Annotated in this window: 18 protein-coding genes and 2 tRNA genes; 5 read left to right on the forward strand and 15 right to left on the reverse strand. The window is 28.6% G+C overall.

The features are described from left to right. Positions 1–6: 6 nt before the first annotated feature. Together MHJ_RS03360 and MHJ_RS03965 are read left to right on the forward strand one after the other, a co-directional pair. The gene (locus MHJ_RS03360; protein WP_237697221.1) at positions 7–2,283 is read left to right on the forward strand and encodes a lysylphosphatidylglycerol synthase transmembrane domain-containing protein; all 2,277 of its coding nucleotides are present in this window, start codon (positions 7–9) and stop codon (positions 2,281–2,283) included. 173 nt (positions 2,284–2,456) lie between these two features. After that, a complete protein-coding gene (locus tag MHJ_RS03965) occupies positions 2,457–2,843 on the forward strand; it encodes a hypothetical protein (RefSeq protein ID WP_237697222.1) in 387 nt (128 codons plus the stop codon). Here MHJ_RS03965 and tsaD read toward each other — a convergent pair. Continuing rightward, positions 2,827–3,795 (reverse strand): tRNA (adenosine(37)-N6)-threonylcarbamoyltransferase complex transferase subunit TsaD, encoded by a 969-nt coding sequence (gene tsaD, locus MHJ_RS03365; protein ID WP_011206487.1) that lies wholly within the window; start codon positions 3,793–3,795, stop codon positions 2,827–2,829. The two genes, MHJ_RS03965 and tsaD, sit on opposite strands and share 17 nt — an antisense overlap. An 83-nt stretch (positions 3,796–3,878) precedes the next feature. On the opposite strand from tsaD, the gene MHJ_RS03370 reads away from it, so the two are divergent. Further along, positions 3,879–3,969 (forward strand) — tRNA-Ser (locus MHJ_RS03370). Positions 3,970–4,331: 362 nt separating this feature from the next. Here the strand turns inward: MHJ_RS03370 and nusG are convergent. From nusG to leuS, 12 genes are all read right to left on the reverse strand, one after another. Beyond that, entirely contained in the window at positions 4,332–4,904 is a 573-nt protein-coding gene (gene nusG / locus MHJ_RS03375) for a transcription termination/antitermination protein NusG (protein WP_011284361.1), read from the reverse strand. Between the two features lie 19 nt (positions 4,905–4,923). After that, the gene (locus MHJ_RS03380; protein ID WP_232039558.1) at positions 4,924–5,070 is read right to left on the reverse strand and encodes a preprotein translocase subunit SecE; all 147 of its coding nucleotides are present in this window, start codon (positions 5,068–5,070) and stop codon (positions 4,924–4,926) included. Between the two features lie 91 nt (positions 5,071–5,161). Further along, on the reverse strand, positions 5,162–5,302 hold the full coding sequence (gene rpmG, locus MHJ_RS03705) for a 50S ribosomal protein L33 (RefSeq protein WP_081430772.1): 141 nt from the start codon (positions 5,300–5,302) through the stop codon (positions 5,162–5,164). Positions 5,303–5,352: 50 nt separating this feature from the next. Then, positions 5,353–5,898: a sigma-70 family RNA polymerase sigma factor gene (locus tag MHJ_RS03385; protein ID WP_044284728.1), complete on the reverse strand. Its 546-nt coding sequence runs from the start codon at positions 5,896–5,898 to the stop codon at positions 5,353–5,355. Between the two features lie 20 nt (positions 5,899–5,918). Next, entirely contained in the window at positions 5,919–6,620 is a 702-nt protein-coding gene (rlmB, locus tag MHJ_RS03390; protein ID WP_011284364.1) for a 23S rRNA (guanosine(2251)-2'-O)-methyltransferase RlmB, read from the reverse strand. 33 nt (positions 6,621–6,653) lie between these two features. Next, entirely contained in the window at positions 6,654–7,868 is a 1,215-nt protein-coding gene (locus MHJ_RS03395) for a class I tRNA ligase family protein (RefSeq protein WP_044284729.1), read from the reverse strand. After that, positions 7,855–8,538, reverse strand: a complete 684-nt coding sequence (locus MHJ_RS03400; protein ID WP_011206493.1) for a YgjP-like metallopeptidase domain-containing protein — start codon at positions 8,536–8,538, stop codon at positions 7,855–7,857. Before MHJ_RS03400 ends, MHJ_RS03395 begins: the two co-directional genes overlap by 14 nt. Next, positions 8,522–9,754: a CNNM domain-containing protein gene (locus MHJ_RS03405; RefSeq protein WP_011206494.1), complete on the reverse strand. Its 1,233-nt coding sequence runs from the start codon at positions 9,752–9,754 to the stop codon at positions 8,522–8,524. Before MHJ_RS03405 ends, MHJ_RS03400 begins: the two co-directional genes overlap by 17 nt. Next, a complete protein-coding gene (dnaB, locus tag MHJ_RS03410; protein ID WP_011284367.1) occupies positions 9,754–11,145 on the reverse strand; it encodes a replicative DNA helicase in 1,392 nt (463 codons plus the stop codon). Before dnaB ends, MHJ_RS03405 begins: the two co-directional genes overlap by 1 nt. Next, positions 11,138–11,575 carry a 50S ribosomal protein L9 gene (gene rplI / locus MHJ_RS03415; protein WP_011284368.1) on the reverse strand — a complete coding sequence of 146 codons (438 nt, stop codon included), beginning with the start codon at positions 11,573–11,575 and terminating at the stop codon, positions 11,138–11,140. The genes dnaB and rplI overlap by 8 nt, the downstream gene beginning before the upstream one ends. Then, positions 11,556–13,496 (reverse strand): DHH family phosphoesterase, encoded by a 1,941-nt coding sequence (locus MHJ_RS03420; RefSeq protein WP_237697223.1) that lies wholly within the window; start codon positions 13,494–13,496, stop codon positions 11,556–11,558. The genes rplI and MHJ_RS03420 overlap by 20 nt, the downstream gene beginning before the upstream one ends. Positions 13,497–13,556: 60 nt before the next feature. Continuing rightward, positions 13,557–15,929, reverse strand: coding sequence for a leucine--tRNA ligase (leuS, locus tag MHJ_RS03425; protein WP_011284370.1), 2,373 nt, complete (start codon positions 15,927–15,929; stop codon positions 13,557–13,559). A 147-nt stretch (positions 15,930–16,076) separates the two neighbouring features. Here leuS and uvrB point away from each other — a divergent pair, with 147 nt between their 5' ends. Continuing rightward, the gene (uvrB, locus tag MHJ_RS03430; protein ID WP_044284730.1) at positions 16,077–18,116 is read left to right on the forward strand and encodes an excinuclease ABC subunit UvrB; all 2,040 of its coding nucleotides are present in this window, start codon (positions 16,077–16,079) and stop codon (positions 18,114–18,116) included. Between the two features lie 21 nt (positions 18,117–18,137). After that, complete coding sequence (locus MHJ_RS03435; protein WP_011284372.1) at positions 18,138–19,001, forward strand: Sua5/YciO/YrdC/YwlC family protein; 864 nt, start codon at positions 18,138–18,140, stop codon at positions 18,999–19,001. Positions 19,002–19,041: 40 nt separating this feature from the next. On the opposite strand, the gene MHJ_RS03440 is transcribed toward MHJ_RS03435, so the two are convergent. Continuing rightward, positions 19,042–19,118 (reverse strand) — tRNA-Ile (locus MHJ_RS03440). Between the two features lie 70 nt (positions 19,119–19,188). Beyond that, positions 19,189–19,587 (reverse strand): 30S ribosomal protein S9, encoded by a 399-nt coding sequence (gene rpsI, locus MHJ_RS03445; RefSeq protein WP_011206502.1) that lies wholly within the window; start codon positions 19,585–19,587, stop codon positions 19,189–19,191. Positions 19,588–19,590 lie beyond the last annotated feature (3 nt).

Consider the following 19,590-nt stretch of genomic DNA (forward strand, 5'->3'; position numbering starts at 1 on the left):
TTCAATATGAAACTAGGTCAAATTAGTGCCAAAACTACTTTTGAAGAACAAAAATTTATTTTTTTTAATCAAGATTTTCCGCTTGAGATAACTAATTCAAAAATTATTGGTTTTATTTCAAACCAGTCAAATTCAATTAACGAAAGTTACATTTCTAGTATTGGATTAGTGATAGCAGAGTTTTTAAAGCAAAATAATTTGAAAAAAATTCTTATAAATAACAGTGATAATAATTTTGGAATTGCTTTTGGTTTAATTTTTTATAATATTTTAGCACATAATTCTGAAATAAAAGTTGAAATTTTTGATGAAAGCTGAGGTTATTCCCAAAAACTTGCCCACCATTATTTTATTAACAATGATTTTGATTTTTTTATTAATATTGAAGTTAATTTAACAGATAAAAATTCAAGTCTTGCAATTTTGTCATTTTTCAAAAAAAATTTGACCTTTTTAAGCGCTGATGACGAAAAATTAATTAACAAAGCCGAAAAATGTCCTTTTTTATCCCAAAATAGTCAAATTAAAAAACCAAAAAAATTCAGAATTAATTGAAATGATATTATCGAATTCCAAAAAAGCATAAATTTAGACTTGCAAAAGTTAGAAAAATTCTATCAATTTTATGAACCTGAATCGACATTTTTAACTAATTTTTTAAAGCGAAACTTTGACCTAAAAACAGCTAAATTTCTGCCAATCAGAAAAAATGCTCCAATCGAAAACATAATGAAAAAAATTAGCGATAATTCGATAATATGGAAAAAAATCACAACAAGCGCTAAATTCAAAACAAATGTAGTTTTTTGACTTAAACAGAATAAAATTCTTGCTGGCTTTCGCAAAAATTTTAATTTTAATATCATAAAAGAAAAAGATTTACAACTATTATTTCTAGATTACCTTCGAAAAAATTGACAAAATGGTAGACATTTTTTAATTAGCAAACAAAGTGATAGTTATATTTTTGAGTTTGTTCAAAAAAATTTTAATGCAAAAATTAAAAGTTTTTGTGAATATACAGAAAATCCTGAAACTGAAATTATCAAAATTCAATCACAAGAACAGCAAGAAATTGTAATTATAATGGAAAAAAGTTTTTATTTTATCCCAAAAAGTGCTGAAAAATCAACTGTTTTTGGCCTAAGTTCACATTTTTCAGTGCTTTGATATATAAAAGTTTTTGACTTTTATCTTAAAAATAACCAAAATATTCTTGAGATAATCCAAACAATCAAAACCGAGATTAACTATGTCTTCCATCACAAATTTAAGTTAAAAATTGATCCAGTAAAACTTGATAATATCATAAATCTACTTATTTCCGAAAAAGATGGTGAATTTAAACCTCAAGGCTTTAAAATTAAAAATTTTTCTAATGATAAAAATGTTATAAATCTTAAAGTTAATCTTAAAAAAAAGGATTTTTACACGCTAACTTATTTTAAACCAAAAAAACAACTCACATTATCGACTAATTTTTTAGCAAAAAATCACACCGAAAAACAAGCTGTTTTTCTCGAAAATTCTCTAATTGATAAAATAAGGCTTGTAAATAAAGATTCAATTTTAACAAAAACAAACCAGAAAAAAAATATAATTAAATTTTCTTGTTTTATTACAACAATTATTGTAATCTTAATAATTTTGTTTTATAATTTCTATAATTCTAGTTTCTCTGATGGCTCGACAACAAGAATTTTTGAAAAATTCTACGAATTTTTCTTTAAACCTAGGAAAAATCGACTAGTTTTCTTAGGAGTTTTTGGCCATTTTCTTTTATGAAATATTAGTACAACCTTTCAATTACGGCAAATTTTTAAGAATCAAGGGATTAAAACAAAATTTAGGCACCTATTTATTGGTACTTTTATTGCCCTTTTTATGCAGTTTTCCACACCATTTTCATTTGGGGGAGAAATAAGTTATTACTGGTATTTGCAACGAAAACAATACCCATTAAAAAATATTAGCGCGACTTTGACTTACAACGCTTTACTTCATCAAGTTTTTAATTTGTTAATTGCTATTATTTTTTTACCAGTTGGTTTTGTTTTTTATCCTGAGCTTTTTGTTTTTGATTCCTGGGAAAAAATTGCCTTTTTTACTTGATTAATTACAAATATTATTCTAAATGTGTTTGTTTTGTTGATAATTATAATAATTTCACTTTGAAAAAAATTACAATATTCCTTAATTAAAATGCTTGTCTGGCTTTTAAACCTCAATTTTTTTAAAAAAATGAGGACAAAAAAAGAGTTGAATACCGTTTTCAATTTTTAATTGACAATTTTAAAAATCATTTTATTAAAATACTTTCCAATAAAGCCTTATTAACAAAAATTCTTTTAATTTATAAATTGCCACTGTTTTTTCTTAATTTTTCTTTTGTTATTTTAATAACAGCGATGGAAAAGGGAGGATTTAATCTAAAAAACCTTAGTTTTATACATTATTTGAAATTTATTTCAGGATTTACAATCCTGCAAATTTCAAATAATTTATCGCCCTCACCAGGGGGAGTTGGTTCGGTTGATGTTATTACAAAATTAATTTTTCAAAGTTTTTTTAATGAAAAAACAACTATAACATTGGATATTTTTAACTTTGCAAACAGAATTTATACCTGATTTTTGCCTTATTTTATCTCAGCACTCGGAATTCTCACTGTCTGAATTGGAGAAAAAAGAATTGACTATTACCAGCAAATTCGCCAAACTATGAAAAATAATTCAATTCTAAATCTTGAACTTAAAAAGCAGAATACTAATTTTTTTAAGTATGCTTTATTTTTTTGGACTTTAGTTATATTTTCTTTAATTTTATTTATTTTTCTTCATTAAATTTAAGAAAAATTTGAGCTGCTTTTGCTATCATTGCCCCATTATCAGTACAGAATTCTTTTTTTGGAATAACCACTTTATATTTATTTTCATATGTTTTAATTAATTTCCGAATTTCTGAATTTGCCGCGACCCCACCTACTAATGTTATTGTTTTTACATTTTTTTTAGTTTTAAGTGCTAAATCAAGCTGCCTTTTTAAATATTTTATAACTGTTTTTTGAAAAGAAACAGCAATTTCAACAACTTTTTTTTGCGAAAATAAATAATTTTCCTTTAAATTATTAGTATAATTTATTACTTGGGTTTTAAGGCCGCTAAAAGAAAAATCTAACGGATTTTCAAGTACTTTTGGCAGGCTAAAGTCAATTAGTTCCATATTTCTTACATTATTTTGTTGCCAAATTAAGTCAATTTTAGGTCCTCCGGGGTAACCACAACCCAAACTTCGGCCAATTTTATCATAAATTTCACCAAGAGCATCATCAACTGTCGAACCAATAATTTCTAAATTATTTTTGTTTTCAGCAAAAATTAATTGAGTATGACCCCCTGAAATCAACAAGGATAATACCGGGAATTCTAAGTCGTTTTCGATTGCAGCCGACCAAAAATGCCCTAAAAGATGATCAATTGGAATTAACGGCTTATTAAAAAAAAGCGAGAGCGCGCTGGCAAATAAAAACCCAATTTTTAAAGGCCCTATCAATCCCGGATTTTTTGTATATGCAATTGCATCAATAGTGGAAAAATCGATATTTTTTCCTAATAATTTCTCTAAAATTATTGCTAAATTGCGCGAATGCTCTCGCGATGCAAGCTCAGGAACTGTTCCTCCAAATTGTTCATGGAGTTCAAATTGACTAATTGTTAACAAAATTTCCACTTTATTTTCGCTAAAAAGTGCAACTGATGCATCATCATGTGAAGTTTCGATTCCTAAAATTTTCATTTTACCTACTTTTTTTAATTTTTTATTTTTATTTTTTCTATGTTATGTTATAATTATAATATAAAACTTAAAATATATAATATGGGTCAGTACTCAAGAGGCTGAAGAGGACGCACTGCTAACGCGTTAGGGGAGTTAAATCCCGCGCAGGTTCAAATCCTGTCTGACCCGCCATAATTTATAATATTGCTTGATAAAAATTCGTTTTATTTCTAATTTTATCTTGTTAATTGATAAATTATACTCTTATTTTCTTTACAATATTTTATTGTTTTTATTAATATCTAAGATTTTTTAAATTTCTTTTATTTGTTTTATATTAAATTTTTTACTACGAAAATATTAAAAAAATAATTATTTCTTTTTCATTTTTTAGTTTGATATTCATTTTATTTTCCTTTATATTTAATATTTATTATAATTTGAGTATATCATTTAACTAAATAATAATACAATTAAAGCAATAAAAAACCAGAAATTTCTTAATTTTGAAAATTTCTGGTTTTTTTTTATTAAAATAATTCAATATATTTTAGCTATTTATCAACTTTTTTTAGATTTTTATACTCGAAAGTTGCTGGAGTTCGGCGACCAAAAACACTTTCAAGCTCGACGGTTATTAGGGTTTTAGTTACATTCATCTCGATGATTTTCCCAAAATCATCAGAAAAAGGGCCATGGGTTACTTTCACTCAATCACCGATTTCTCAATTAATTGTGCCGTCGTTTGTTTGTTGAAAATTAAGAATTTGTTGATCTCATTTTTTTCTCATTCTTTCAAATTGACGCGGTGAAATTGGTGTTGGTTTTGTTCCTCTACCATGAGACCCGACAAGTCCTGTTACATATTGGGTATTACGCACCACAAATCAAGCCTTGTCAACCATATTCATCTTAATGAAAAAATATCCCTTATATAAATTTCGGTATTTCAGCTTTTTTTCTCCTGGTTTATTAGGATTTTCTTCATAATAAGGGACGTCAAATTTCGTTATTTCTTGGAAATGTTCCTCTAAATTTTCGTATTTTATCCGATTTTTGAGCAAACTAATGGCAGTATCCTCTTTTGAAGAAATAGTTGAAATCATATACCACTTGTAAATTTTCATAACAAAACTAACCTTTTTTTTAAATTCCGACGCCAGCCTGATTCCAAATAAGTGCCGCAATAACCGTAACTGCAAAAAAAACAAACATAAAAATTGTGGAAAAAAGCAAGGATTGACCAAAACTTTTAAAGGTAACACGGCCGCTAGGCCATTTCACTCTTTTCATTTCCTTTATAAAAAGACGAAAATAATACTTCTTTTTACGTGTTTTTTTCAGTTTTGGCGTTTTAATCGGTCTTTCCAACTTTTTTCCCTTTCTATTTTTCTTCCTGATGTAAGGTTGATTTACGGCAAATTTTACAAAATTTATTAATTTGCAGACGATTTTGCACTGATTTGCTTGTTTTATAATTCCGATTTTTACACAAGCTGCAACTTAAACTAATTTTCTTTTTCATATAAATTATAAACTAAATTTATTAGATAACTTATAATTATAACCTAAAAATTAAAAAAAACTACGTAATTTATTATTTGTTAGTCGAATAAAATCATTGACTTTCTGGGTTGTAAGTCCTATTTTTTTAGCAATCTCCTTTGTCGGAAAGTCCTGAATGAAAAACATTTGAAAAATTTCGTATTCAACTTCATCAAGATTGCTAGTAATTCGGTTGTAAATATCTTGAATTTCATAGTATTCCTGATCGGATTCAGCTGCAAATTGGACTGTTTCTGATAAGTCATCAAGTGAAATTGAAAAATTGGCAATTTGATAATTTTTTGTTGTAAATGAAGTTGCATAACCTAACATAAACAATTTAATTTTATGAACTAAATAATTTTCTAGTGGAATTCCCAAACTCGGATCAAATTCTTCATAAAGATTTACAAATTTTTCAATTGAAGCGTTAAATAAATCCAAATAAGTTAGCGGAATTTGATTAAAAGTTTTCATTACCTGTTTTGAACAAGCTAATAAAATATGTGAATATTTATTTAAAACCTTTAAACAGCGTTTATTTTTTTTTATCTTTTCTTTTCGCTCTGGTGACATAGAAAACACATTTTTTCCCTTTATATTTTTGTTTTTTTTATATTTTGTTTTAGAAAAAAAAGAATAATTCCGGTCGCGACTGTCACATTTAGCGAGTTAACTGTTCCTTCAAGCGGGATAAAAAAAGTTTGATCACTTGCATTTAAACTGCTTTTTTTGATTCCAGTTCCCTCATTACCTAAAATTATTGCGCAAGGATAATTAAACTGAATTTCCTGGATTTTTCTACTTTTTTCTTTAAGATCAGTGGCATAAATTCAAAAATCCATCTCTTTTAATTTATTAATTGCTGAAACAATGGAATTAACTAAAATAAATTTAAGGCCGACAAAACCACCAGATGAGACTTTCATAGTGGTCTCATTCAATTTTGCTGCTCGCCTTTTAGGTAAAATTATATGCTTAATTCCAAAACAATTTGCAGTTCTAATGATATTTCCAAGATTATTTTGGTCCTGGATATGATCAAGGATCAAAATAATTTTTGGTTTATCTTTTACTAATGTATCAATTTCAAAAAATTTAAAATTCTCAAGAACACCAACAAAACCTTGGTGATTCAGTCTGACAAGTTTATCTAAAAAATCACGACTAACTATTTTTACTTTTTGTTTTAAGAAAATTTGATCATTTGTAGGTTTTAAAAGGTAAATTTCCTTAAAAATAAACCCATTCTTGATCGCGTCGGCTAATGAATTTCTGCCACAAATATATTTAACCATACTTTCAATCTTTCAAAAGGAAGATGGAAAAAATTATGAATTTTTAAATATTTTTCATAATTCTTCACGGATTTTATCGGCCTCGGAATAGTTTTTATCCATAATTAATTTGTTTCAATTTTTGATTTTTTCCTGACTTTCGGGGTCCAAACGCATTTTTGTGAAATTAAATCTTAAATTTAGAAAAATTTTTCTTATAGTTGAATTTTCTTTTTGTTTTATTAATTCCATAATTAAAAAATTAGCTTTTGCGAATTTGCCCTCAATAAATAAATTAAGCACTTGTTCAACTTTTTCAGTCTTTTCGTTTTTTTTGTCAAAATATCACTCAAAACAGATCTTTTGGTATTTTTCGATTAATTTTTTATGATTTTTAATTAATTCTTCAGTTAAATTGATTGGAACTGTTGGGTTTATTGACAAAAAAATACTTCTAATAATATCTGGATTATATTTATGCGAAAAATTCTTTGCCAATAGTACATTATTCAGAGATTTGGCCATTTTTTTTCCATTTAAATTAACAAACCCAGAGCGAAACCAGTTTTCGGCAATTGGATTTCCCGTTAGAGCAAAATGTTGAGCATTTTCGTTTTCGTGATGAGGAAAAATTAAGTCAACCCCGCCACCATGAAGATCAAGTGATTTTTTTTGAAAATAATCATAGATAAGTGCTGCACATTCAGTATGTCAACCAGGTCGGCCTAAACCGAACAAAGACTTAAAAAACAAGCCTTTTTGGGTTTTTTTTCATAAAACAAAGTCATTTTTTGACTTTGTTTTTTTAGTATTTTTATCCAGTAATGATTCTATTTTTTGACCAGAAATTATTCCGTAATTAGGAATTTTTAATATGTCAAAAACCAAGTCATTGTTTTTGTTATAATATGTAAATCCCTTTTTTTCTAAAAGTTTTATATATTCTATAATTTTTTCTATTTTTTCGGTCACCTTAACGATTTTTGTTGGCTTTTTTATATTAAAAATTTCTAAAATTTTAAAATATTCGTTAGTATATTTTTCTGTTAGCTCAGCCTCAGAAATGCCTAATTCTTGTGCTTTTTCAATAATTTTATCATCAATATCTGTGATATTATGTAAAAAATTTATCGAAAAACCTTTGTTTTTCAAACATTCAAAAATAGCATCAAAAATAATTATAGTTCTTAAATTTCCAATATGAACATCGCTATAAACTGTTGGCCCGCAAAGATAGATATTTAAATTTTTTTTATTAATTAAGTTCATAGTCATTTAATTTTCTAATTAATTCCTTATAATTAGGAATAATTTCAGCTACTTTTTCCCAAAAAAGTTTATTATGCTTGCTAAAAAAATGGTGCACAAGTTCATGGACAATAACATAATCAATGATTTTTTTAGAAAAAGGAAGTAAAAAATAGCTATAATGAATTTTTTTTCGCCGATAATTTGTTCCCCAGGCAGCATTTTTACGCGCTATTTTGATTTCATAGTTGGGAATTTCCAAAATTTGAGCTCAATAATTTGTCCTTTTTTTTAGATAATTTAAAAAAAAATTCATTAAAACTTTTTGAATTTTGGCTTCTAAATTTCGCGCTCTTGTTAGGGAGAAAACTAAATTTTCAGCTTGTAAAAAAAGTTTATTTTGCGTTTTGACTAAATTATAGTAGTATTTTTTGCCAAAAAGATAAAAACTAGACTCAGAAAAATTAAGTATAACACGTTTTGGCAAAATTTTCACTACTTTTTGAAAAAAGTTAGAATTTTTAACTATTTTTATTAGTTCCTCAAGTTTTACTGCCGGATTTGAACGAACCAAAATAAAATCATCAACCATTTTTATTATAATTTTAGAAAATTTGGGTGAATAATCAAGAAAAATTGTGTAAAATTTACCTTGAAATTCTAAAACCAATTTTTTATACCTGGTTTTCATTTTTGGTTATTTTTACTTCAATGTTGTTGGCATTTTTACTAATTATTTCGAATTCTAAACTATATAAAGGTGATCTAAAATAAATTTTATCTCCTAAAATCAGCTTTTTTTTGGGTTTTTGGGCTAAAAGTCATTGATTTAGATCTTTAAAACTCACGGGCAAGTCAACCTTTAAAGCTTTGTTAATTGTTACAATATTTGTCTCAGCCTTAGTTGTAATCTGATTTGGATTGATCTGGTAGAAATCTAGATCATCACGGTAGTCATATTCATCATAAATTGGCCCGAATAAACATTCAAGAATATCCTCAAAAGTAAGAATTCCAATTATTTTTTTATTTTCTACATTATCAATGACAAAACCAAGGTGAGATTTTGCTTTTTTTAAAATTTCATAATTAGTCTTAATCAAATTAGTCGCCAAAAGTAAAGGAGTTTCGACAATATGGTCGTTAATGTCGAATTTATCAAGATACAAAATATCTTTTGAAAGTAGAATTCCGATGAAATTATTCTCTTTTCAGACTGGAATTCGCGAAAAATTGTGATCAATTATCACATTTTTTATTGATTCAAGACTATCTTCGTAATTAACATAGACAAGATCTTTCAATTTTGTAAAATGTTTTGCGGTTTTAAAAGAGTCAAAATCAAGCGCTCTGATCGCCAGATCTGATTCTTCTTTTTCAAGAACTTCTTCGCGCTGGGCTTGCAAAATTATTTTTTTTAGCTCATTTTCGGTATTAGTAACATTTATTTTTTTGACAAATTTTGTCATCAAGGTTGCAAGTGGGTATAAAAAATAATAAAAAAAACCGATAAAAAATCAAAAATATTTTAAAAATAAAATCGGTTTTTTGCGCCCGAAAATCTTTGGATAAATTTCGCCAAAAATAATTAAAGGCGGGGTTGTTGCTGCAATTGAGATCAAAATCTGCAGTGATTCATTAATCGGCAAACTGGAAAAAAAAGTCGAAATTATAATCGAAATTCCGATATTTACGATATTATTTCAAATTAAAATGATTGTTAAAGTTTTTTCATAATTATCATAATAGCGTAAAATTTGCTTTTTTCCCCAGAAAGAATCAGCAATATTTTCATCAACTTTTACCCGACTTGTTGCAGTAAATACAGTCTCGCTTGCAGAAAAAATTGCCGAAATAAAGAATAAAATCACTAAAACAACGGATAAAATAGCAAAATATAAGGCCATTATTCATCCAATCCTAAATTAATATTTGCTTTTTTATTATATGAAGACTCCGGAATTGCAGGACTAAACTTGCCAAATTCAGGAAAAAAATCAAAAAATAAAGTTCCAATCGGTCCATTTCTATGTTTTGCAATTATAAGTTTCGTATTTGGGCCCTGTTCTTGATCGGGTTTCTCCTCTTTTTTGTGATAATAATCCTCACGATGTAGAAAAGCGACAATATCAGCATCTTGTTCAATTGCTCCAGATTCCCTTAAATCCGATAGAACTGGGGTTTTATCCTCTCTTCTTTCAACATTTCTTGAAAGTTGTGAAAGTGCTAAAATAGGAGTTTCGACCTCACGGGCTAGTTGTTTTAATTTTCTTGAAATAATTGATACCTCGACTTGACGGTTATAATTTTGGTTTCTTGTAGCTGAATTAATTAGTTGTAAATAATCAAAAATAATTAAATCATATTTTAGGTTATTTCGATATCTTTTTTGAACTTGTCAGTAAATATCATCAATATTAATCGATCCAGAGTCATTAATTATTAATTTACAGTTTTTAATTCGGGTTTCAATTGCCTTTTCGATTGCTTTTAAATCTTCCGCTCTTAAATTTTTTGGGATTTTAAATTTTCCAGATTCAACCCCAGAAATAAGCGAAAGAAGTCTTGTAACTAAATCAGAATTAGACATTTCAAGTGCAAAAAATAGGACAGATTTATCATTTTCACAAATATTTCAAGCTAAATTAAGGGCAAAAGCTGTTTTTCCGACTGAAGGCCGGGCTGCTAAAATTGTTAGATCACCTTTTTGAAATCCAGAAGTTAATAAGTCTAAATTCTCATATCCGGTCGAAATTCCTTTAATTAAATTTTGACTAGTACGTAATTCTGTTAAATATGCGAAAATTTGAACTGCAATCTCATAAATCGGAATAAAAGTTTCATTTTTAGTATTAAAATTCAGAAGATTTATTTTTTGAAGAATTTCTGTGGTTATCTCATAAGAAAATTTTGTTCCGGAATTTAGTTCTTTTGTTGAATCATCAACAATTTTTTTTAGATCTCTTAAAGTTTTTTTTTCATTTATTATTCTTAAATGTTCAGTGATTTCCGAAGGTAGCGAAAAATTGCTGTTATATAAATTTACAATGTAGTTGCGCCCGCCGATTTGATCTAATTTACCCGTTCTTTCGAGTTCCTGAAGAACTAGGGTAACCTCAGGATTTTTTGTTTGATTTGCAACATTTTTTATTGCTCTTACAATTTCAGCTAAATTTCTAACACTGAAATCATCCGGATTAAGTATGTCAATAAAATTAACAACTTTTTCAGGATTTGCTAAAAGAAAAGAGATGATAAATGCTTCAAGTTCAGGAGAATTATAACGAGAATTATTCATCTTTTGTGATATTTATTTTTAATTTAGCAATAGTTTGAGAACTTAATTTTATATCAACAAAACTAGTGCCAAAAGTGGAAATTCCACTTGTTTGGATTGCTTGTTTATCAACAAAAATCCCTTTAATTTCAAGTTCTTTTTTAATTTTTTTAGCTGTAATTGCCCCATGAACTGATTCTTTATTTCCCTTTAATTTAAACCAGAGAACTAGCTTTTCAATTTCGATTTTTAGTTTGGCAATTTGTTCCTGTTTTTCTTGTTTTTCGATCTCAATTTGCTGTTTTCTTTTAACTAAAAGTTTTTCTGTTCGGGCATTTAGGGGCTCGGCTAACTTATTCTTGAATAAAAAATTAGTGGCATAGCCAGGGGAAACATCGATAATTGTATTCGCTTTTCCATCTTTTGTATCTTTAATTAGGATTACTTTCATATTCTCTCCTTTTAATTGCTAGTTTGATATTATTGACAAATTCAGAAAAAGTCTCAACTGTTGAATAAGCGGCTGCCGAATTAAAACTACCACCCCCACCAACCTGCTCGGCGATATATTGAACATTAACAGTTTCAAGACTTCGAGCTGACATTTTATAATTTTTTTGTTGCGGTAATTTTGCAACAACAAAAGCAGCTTGCCGATTTTTAACTAGTAAAATTTGATCGCAGGCAATTGCAACAAGATCGGTATCAATTTCACGATCTAGACTTGAAAGAAAAAATCCTTCTTTAATTTCAACAACATTTTCTAAAATTTCCTTAATTGTTTTTGATTCTGACTCGTTTAGTTTAAGAAATTCGGCTGTTTTTGCTGTTTTTGCGCCCCATTTAACAAGAGCCGAAACAGCTGAAAATGTTGAAGAACTTGCTGTTTTTTTTAGTTGAGCTGAGTCAATATAAATCCCATTTAGTAAAATTTGGGCCCATTCGGGATCGATTTTTAGATCAGAATGAAAGGTTAAAAGGATTAAATGCGTGATAATTTCGCAGGTTGAAGAAGAAGAAACATCAATATAATCATGAACTAGCTCCAAAAGTCCTTGCATTTTCGGGGAAATTCCGTGATGGTCAAAAATAAAAACGTTTTCAAGACTGATATGGTCAAAAGCTTTAGGATTTTCAATTCTTTCAAGATCAGAGACATCAACTAAAATGGCAAGACAAGTATCATTATTTTTTGAAGCTAAGGAAATTTTTGTTGAAGTAGCTGGTGAAATAAAAATTTCTTTTTTAATTATTGATTCAGACTGGGATAAAAATAGTGTGGTGGTAGGATCAAAGGTGCGATTCTGGATATAAAAATTTACCTTTTTTTTATAGATAATTTCGGCATATCTTTTTAAAAAGTTACCTAAAACAAAGGCTGATCCAAAAGAATCAAGGTCAGAATTAATATGACCATAAATGATAATTTTATCAATTTTTTCTAATTTTTCAACCAAAATCCGCGCAATTCGTTTTAACTTTACAAGTGAATGATGATTTAAGGATTCGCTATAAGATCCATAAGAAAAAGGTTTTTTTCCATAGGGATAAATTGAAACCTGATTACCACCGCGCGCCTTTGAGAAAATTAGGGCTTCGTTTGCCAATCTTTTGATTTCGACTAGATTTGTAGTGGCAATTCCAAAACCAACAGAAAATCAAACTTGAGTTGTATCATCAATTTTCGTATTTTTTTCATGAAAAATGTAGAAGTGATTTTTCTGTCAAATCATAAAAGTTTCATAATGAAGAACTAACATAATCCGGCCATCTGCATATTCTTTGTATAAAAAGCCAAATTTTTGTGCTAGTTTTTCAAAGAAATCATTAATAAAAATTTTGATTTTAGGATAGTCTTGATCACTACTGCGAAAATTAGAAGAAACAAGATTATCCACCTCAATTTCGGCAAAAACAAGCGAATTATTCTCATATCCCTGCGAAATTGACTTAAAAAGTGTGATATCTTTATAAGAAATTCAATAGTCAAATTTGTTAAAATTAATCTCAAATCAATTATTTCCCCTTTTGATCTCAAATTTTGAGGGAATATCTTCTGTTTTTTTATACTGGGGGAAAAGGTAGAAAATATCGCGATTAATCAGTCTTTCAGGATATAAATTTTTAACATATTTTGAAACTTTTACTATTTTATAGGTCGATGATAAATTAATTATTCCAAGATTGTTTTCCTCATTTATTAGATCAAATTTTTGATAATAAAAATGGTTTTGTTTGGTGATAAATTGGTATAAAACAACTATTCCAATGGATAAAGAGATGATAAAAACAGCAAAAACAATAACGGCAACGGCAAAAAAAAGGTAGAAATCAAAACTATCATAAAAAATAACCTTTAATAACAAGGTCAAAATTTCTGCTAAAAAGCTTATAAATGAAACTGAAAAGGGAAATAAAAATTTTTTCATATTTTAATTATTTTTGAGAATAAAATTTAGAATTTTTCTCGGGATATAAATGACTTTTATTATTTGCTTATTTTGCAAATAGTTACGTATTTTATAGTCTTTTTTGGCAATCTCGATGATTTCTTCTTGTGATTTTTCATCTGTTAATTCGAGAATTCCGCGGTTTTTCCCATTAATTGAAACAGGTAAATGAAAAGTATTTTTAAAAATTTTTGACCGATCAAATTGAGGTCAAATCTGGAAATTTAAGGGTTTTTGTCCTAATTTTTCAAGTAATTCTTCTGCTGTATGCGGTGCAAAAACTGAGAAAATAATTAAAAAATCTGTCAGATAATTTTTTGAAGGAATTTTTTGCTTTTTATTTAGAAAATTAATGTAAACCATTAATTTTGAAATTGCCACATTGAACTTAAAAGTTTCGATTAAATTTGTGATTTCGAAAACAAAATTATTGAAAAAATACGTAAATTCATAGTCTTTTTCAAGTTCGGGGTCAATTTTATAGTCAGCTAAAATTGTTCTTTGTACCCGTTGAATTCAGTTAAAAATTGAAACTACTCCATTTTCATCTCAAAGTCGAAGATCCCCAATCGGACCCATAAACATTAAAAAAATTCTAATTGTATCAGCGCCAAATTTGTCTATGATTTCCGTAGGATTTATCGTATTTCCTTTAGATTTCGACATTTTTTGACCATCAGAACCTAGTAACATTCCTTGATGAATTATTTTTTGAAAAGGTTCAGAATTTGGAACTATCCCCGCATCAAATAAAACCTTATGTCAAAAACGGGAATAAATTAAATGGCCAACCGCATGCTCCTGACCCCCTATATAAAGATCAACTGGCAGCCATTTTTTGAATTTATCATAGGCAATTTTTGAATCAAGCGGCAAATATTTATCTTTTTCTTTTAAAATAAAAGCTAGATAATACCATGAGCTTCCGCTTCATTGTGGCATTGTATTTGTTTCCCGGCGGTAGTATTTCCCATTTTTTTCAAAGAAAACTCAGTCTTTTATCGATGCAAGTGGGGACTGGCCATCACCAGAAGGCATAATTTTATCAGTATGTGGGAGCTCAACTATTTTCTCTTCAAGATAAATCTTTCCTTTTTCATCAAAATAAACCGGAAAAGGTTCTCCTCAGTATCTCTGACGGGAAAAAACTCAATCTTTTAGTCGAAAAATTGTAGTTTTTTGAACTAAATTCATTGAATTTAGCTTACTGAAAATAGAATTTGCTCCCTCTTTAATAGTCAAACCAGAAAATTCTGCAGAATTTATAAGTAAATTTTCTTGATTTATTACTTTAACATAATCAATTTGGAAAATTTGAGCAAATTCTAAATCAGCTAAATTATGGGCAGGAACCCCCATAATTGCAGAAGTTGCATAGTTATTTAGAACATAATTTGTAATATAAATCGGAATTTTACTTGAATTTAAAGGATGAACCGCATATAATCCAGTGAAAATTCCTGTCATTTTACTTTGTAATTTTGGACTTGAAAAGCTGTTTTGCTCAATAAATTGGCTGATTTTTTCCTTATTTTTAGCCAATTTTTGAGCAAAATTATGTAAAGGTGCAAGGGCTAGGAAACTTACTCCATAAAAAGTTTCGATTTTTGTTGTAAAAATTTCAAGAAATTCACCGGTTTTTTCAATTAAAAATTTAATTTTTCACCCTTTTGATTTACCGATTCATTTTTTTTGTAAAGTTTTTAAAGAATCAGGAAAATCAACTTGATCAAGTCCATCAAGTAATTTCTGTGCATATTCAGTGATTTTTAAAACTCACTGTTTCATTTTTTTTAAAATTACAGGAAAATTTCCTCTTTCACTGACAAGCGCACCATTTTTTTCCCTTTTTAATTCCTCATTTGCTAAAACAGTGCCTAATTCCGGGCATCAATTGACTTCAACTTCGCGAATCTCAGCTAAATTTGCCTTATATAATAGTTTAAAAATCCACTGAGTTTGGACATAAAATTCTGGATCAGAGGTGTTAATTTCCTTATCCCAATCATAAGAAAATCCAAAAGAAATTATTTGTTTTTTAAAATTTTCAATATTTCTTTTTGTAAATTCACCCGGATGATTACCTGTTTTTATCGCATATTGCTCTGCAGGCAAACCAAAAGCATCCCAACCCATCGGATGAAGCACGTCAAAACCATTTAAACGTTTAAATCTAGCAACAATATCAGAAGCCGTATAGCCAATCGGATGGCCTAGATGCAGACCAGAAGCCGAAGGATAGGGAAACATATCGAGAATATAGGCTTTTTTTCTAGATGTCTCGGTTGTTTTGAAAACCTTATTTTTATACCAGTAATCTTGTCACTTTTTTTCAATAGCTCGGTGATCTAACATGATAGTTACCTAAATTATAGCATAAATTTTTAAAATTAAAAGCCAAAAGTGACTTTTCTAAAAAGGAAAAATTAGAAATATTTAAAAAAGTACTAATTCCAAAAGCATTTTTTGAATATAAAAACCAAAAAATGCTTAAAAACAAAGATGTTTTGTGTTAAAATTTTCTTAAAAAATTTTAAAAAAGTAATCGGTTTTAATATGTTAATTGAAAAAGAATTTAAAAAATTCAAACTAGTTGCAAATTATAAACCAAGCGGTGATCAGCCAAAAGCAATAAAAAATTTAATCAACGGGATAAAATCCGGAAAAAAATCCCAAGTTTTGCTTGGAGTAACAGGATCTGGAAAAACCTTTACAATGGCGAATGTAATTGCCTATTTTAACAAACCAGTAATAATTTTATCACATAATAAAACTTTAGCCTCACAATTATATAGTGAATTTAAAGAGTTTTTCCCGGAAAACCGCGTTGAATTTTATATTTCCTACTTTGATTTTTACCGGCCAGAAGCTTATTTGCCAACAAAAGATGTCTATTTAGAAAAAACTAGTAAAACAAATTTTGACCTTGAAACTATGCGAATGTCAGCCCTAAACGCCTTGATGATGCGAAATGATACAATCGTTATTGCCTCAGTTGCTGCAATTTATGGGACCTTAAACCCGGATGAATATCAGGATAATTTCTTAGTTTTAGAGGTAGATCAGGAAATAAAACCAAATGAATTAGCCCTAAAACTTGCCAGAATCAAGTATGAAAATAATCAAATTGAGCAAAAACCGGGAATTTTTTCTTTAAAAGGTGATGTTTTAGAAATTTTTCCAGCTTGAAGCGATGCTTTTAATATCAGAGTGGAATTTTTTGGAAATATAATTGAGGCAATAAACATAATTCATCCAGTTTCAAAATCAATAATAAAATCATATAATTCTTTCACAGTTTATCCCGCAACTGCTTATAGTGTGAAAAAAAATATAATTAACAGAGCGATCGAAACCATCAAAATTGAGCTGGGTGAGCAGCTCGAATTTTTTGAAAAAAATAATAAATTAGTCGAAAAACAACGACTAAAAGACCGAGTCAATAATGATATTGACTCGCTTTCTGAATTCGGAATTTGTTCAGGAATTGAGAATTATGCCCGCCATATTGACGGACGCCAAAAAGGCGAAAAACCATTTAGTTTACTAGATTATTTACCCCAAGACGGCCTAATTTTTATTGATGAATCCCATATTATGATCAGCCAAATTAAGGGCATGTATGAAGGTGATCGAAGCCGAAAACAAACCTTGGTTGACTATGGTTATCGACTACCTTCAGCTCTTGATAATCGGCCCTTAAAACTCAGTGAATTTGAGAAATATCAACAGGCAAAAATTTATGTTTCAGCCACACCGGCCAGCTATGAAATTGATAAAACAAATGGCGAAATTGTCTCGCAAATTATCAGACCAACTGGACTAATTGATCCAGAAATAGTAATTGAATCTACCAAAAATCAAATGGAGAAAATTTTTCAGTATTTGCTAAAACAGAAGGAAAAAAAAGAAAGAAGTCTCATTTTAACTACCACAAAACGACTGGCCGAAGAAATCAGCAAGTATCTCCAGGAAGAAAAATTACAAAATGTCTATTATTTGCACTCAGAAATGACGACTTTTGAGCGCGATGAAATCATAATTAAGCTTCGAAAAGGAATTTATGATGCAATTGTCGGGATAAATTTACTTCGTGAAGGCGTTGATATCCCGGAAGTTTCTTTGATTTTTGTTCTTGAAGCCGGTCTTGTTTCTTTTTTGCGATCAGAATCTTCTCTAATCCAAATTATCGGGCGGGCTGCCCGTAACGATCATGGAAAAGTTATCCTTTTTACCGATACAGTCACTGAAACTATTGAAAAAGTTTTAAAAGATAATGAAAATAAAAGAAAAATTCAAATTGAATACAACCAAAAAAACAAAATTATCCCAAAAACAATAAAAAAACCGATTCCCGACAGCATCAATCCAAACAGTTTGAAAATCAGCAAAGTCCTTCGTGAAAAACAAAAAGACAAAAAAGAGATGGAAAATTACATCAAAATTCTCGAGAAAGAAATGAAAATAGCCGCAGATGCAAACCGTTTTGAGGAAGCAATTCAAATTCGTGATTTGATTGCCGAAATTAAATTAAAAATTTAATAAATTATAAGAAATTCAGCTATGAATACAAAAATTCAGATAATTTTTGGGCAAAAAGGTGCTAATTTGACCTTTTTAGATTCACAAAGTCAAAAGAAAATAAAAGTGAAAATCCCAATTTTTACAATATGTTTTCAAAAAAATATACCAAAATACCTTAATTTTAATCTAAAATTTATTTTAAAATTAAGTTATTTTGAAAATTTTATTTATTGACTTATTGAGCAAAATTTACTTTTAGAAAAACAAATTTTTCAGCAAAAAATGCTGAAAAATAAAGTATTTTGTTTAAAAATGGTAAATAATTTTCACTTGTTATTCTGAAAATATAGTTTTAAGGATATTATAATTTTTATTGAAAATGATGAAAATTTTGCTTCTTGATTTAAACAAAATTTTCATATTTTCAAATTAGAAATAAAGAAATACCAAAAACTTTTTCTGACAACAACAGATACAGTTCCGGGAATTGCCAGTTTTTACAAAAATTGCGATTTAGATGCAATTTTTGTAATCAAAAAACGCGATTTTTCAAAAAAAATTGTTACTTTAGTAGCTAATTTAGAACAAATAAAACCACTAATAAAACAAGAAAATTATAAAAAATTAAAGAAAATTACAAAAAAAATCTGGCCTGGAGCTACCACTTTAATAATAGAAAATCAATCTTTTCGCATCCCAAACCAGGTCAAACTTCTTAAACTTCTTAAAAAAAACGGGCCAGCATTTGTCACAAGTGCAAATATTTCCAATGAAAAACCTCTAGATCTTGTTTCTGCAAAAAGAAAATTTTGGCAAATAACCAAAATTTTTAATTTCGGACCTGGAACAGGAAAAGTTTCTAGAGTTTTCGACCTTGATAATAAAAAATGAATTAGAAAATAAAAAAATCCCTAAAAAAGGGATTTTCCAAAATAATTTGATATGGTGGGAACGAATGGGATCGAACCATCGACCTCACGATTATCAGTCGTGTGCTCTAACCATCTGAGCTACGCTCCCGTAAATAACTATTTTTTAATAGTTTTTATGTTAATTCATTAAAATTATAACAAATTTTTTAAAAAATGAATTAACGTTTTGAAAATTGCCTTGCTCTTCTGGCTTTTCTTAGTCCAAATTTTTTCCGTTCTTTGGCACGGGCATCTCGAGTTAACATCCCAGCAACTTTTAATCCTGGCCGGTAGTCTGCAGAAACTTTCAACAAGGCACGGGCAATTCCAAGTCGAATTGCGCCGGCTTGCCCCGAAATTCCTCCCCCATGAGCATTAACTCTAATGTTGAATTCTGAAACTGTGTTTGTAATTGACAACGGCTGCAACGCATCTTTAATCAAAATATCGGATTTTAAGTACTCTTTTGCAACACGGTTATTAATTTTAAATTGACCATTTCCGTGTTTTAAAGTTACTCGGGCAACTGATGATTTTCTACGTCCAGTTCCATAATATGATAATTCTGGTTGATTCATTTT

Source organism: Mesomycoplasma hyopneumoniae J, assembly GCF_000008205.1.
In the GTDB taxonomy this organism is placed as follows: domain Bacteria; phylum Bacillota_I; class Bacilli_A; order Mycoplasmatales; family Metamycoplasmataceae; genus Mesomycoplasma; species Mesomycoplasma hyopneumoniae.